Annotated in this window: 1 protein-coding gene; it reads right to left on the minus strand. The window is 59.8% G+C overall.

The window, feature by feature from the left end; genetic code table 11:
- The coding region (locus EN932_RS35685; RefSeq protein ID WP_164890836.1) for an FAD-dependent oxidoreductase at nt 1-1,555 on the minus strand (1,555 nt) is incomplete at its 3' end.
- Nucleotides 1,556-1,629 lie beyond the last annotated feature (74 nt).

The following is a 1,629-nucleotide window of genomic DNA, read 5'->3' on the forward strand; positions in this document are numbered from 1 at the left end:
GAACCGAGCCGCCCGCGATGTGCAGGTTCATCAGTCCATGAACTCGGCATTCAGCGTCAACAACCCCGTCGGTCGGGCTCGCAGACATTCGCGTGGTACCGAGGTGATGACCGTCCATGGCGCCTGATTTGCCTGCCATTTCGATCACATGGCCAGGTTCAAATCCTGAAATGGTAGCTCCGATCTTCTCCAGCTTCCAACCGAGCAGTCGATAGGCGCGCGCGATGCTTTGGAGATCGTTGCTCGTGGTTTTCCAATCGACGCGCAGCTTCGGCATACCCAATCGGTCGCGTTCGCTCACCAACGTCAGTCTGCTTGCGGGGTTCGGCTCCTGTTCCGAATGAAACTCAAGATTGACCACATTGGCGCGCGGCCCCAATACGATGGAGGGCAGCTTTCGCCGTGCGAAAGTTCTGTTCGCCATCCAGCGCAAACCGAAGCGCCCGAGGCGCACTGGCGAGGATACGACGTTCTGAACGTGCGCGAGCTTTTCGTCCAGCGTCATTGAATGTTGCAGCCGACCTCTGAGGTGTTTCGGGAGAAATGTCCTTTTCACGAGATACATCGCCGAGAGGATCGGGTCGTTGTGGCTGGGATCGGCTGGATCTGGGAGATGGGTGCGGAAGATCTGGTTGAGCAAGCAATGCTCCCGCTGCGCTCGCTCCGTGAGCGACAGCCGCCTTCGGCAGTAGATGCCGGCCGCGTCCCGCTCGTAGCCAAAAGCAACCGCCTGCTGGGCGTTCGGCAACTTTAGTGCTCCGACTGTGCCTCCCAGATGGGCCATATAGAAACGACCGAGCTGATCTCGGGCGTTGCCGATACCAGCTGGCATCACATCATTCGAGGCAAGTAGCAATCGGGTGGTCTCAAAGCCGCCGGCGGCTACAATGTAATGGCAAGCCGTGACCTCACGCTTTGTGCCCTTCAAGTCAACACAGTCGATGTGGTGGACGCAACGCCCGTTCGGCGCCAGGCGAATTCCCGTCGCCGCAGCGTTTAACCAGATGTGGATATGACGCGAAGTCCGCAGCAACCCGGAAAGCCGTTTCCACACGTTGGTTGGTCGACTAAACCGCTCCAGGCGGGTCCTGAACAAATCGCCGTCGACGCCCTCGAATAGTTCAACGCGAGAACCAGGCAACGCGCTTGTTGGATCGTAGTCGTAAGACCCGACCTCGATCACCTCGTGCGCCCGACGGTAGTAGGGCAGCAGGGTTGCATAGGTGATCGGCCAGCCCGAATTGCACACCCATTCCCGCTTCTGGAAGTCGATGCTATCGAACGGCACGCAGCGGCCACCCCATGCTCGGCTCGATCCTCCCAGCGCTCGTATCCGGAAATTCTGGACAGGCGGGTGGACGAGGGGATCTGCGACAATGCCGTGGTAGAGCTCCTGCGATCTCTTGGTCTGCCACCTGCCGCCCGCTTCCAGAACGCAGACGCGTAGCTTTGCATTTTCGAGCGCCGCGGCAATGGCCAGGCCGACAGTGCCACCTCCGACAATGCAGATGTCGTAGGCAAGTCCGTCGCCCGCTACGGTGAATTGAGCGATCAACGTTCACTCCGGATTTGTTCGATCCCCGAAGGCACGCTCCCACCCTTCGCGCCCGGCTTGGGCGAAGCAGGTAG

Source organism: Mesorhizobium sp. M7A.F.Ca.US.002.01.1.1 (assembly GCF_004022955.1).
GTDB classification, from domain to species: domain Bacteria; phylum Pseudomonadota; class Alphaproteobacteria; order Rhizobiales; family Rhizobiaceae; genus Mesorhizobium; species Mesorhizobium ciceri.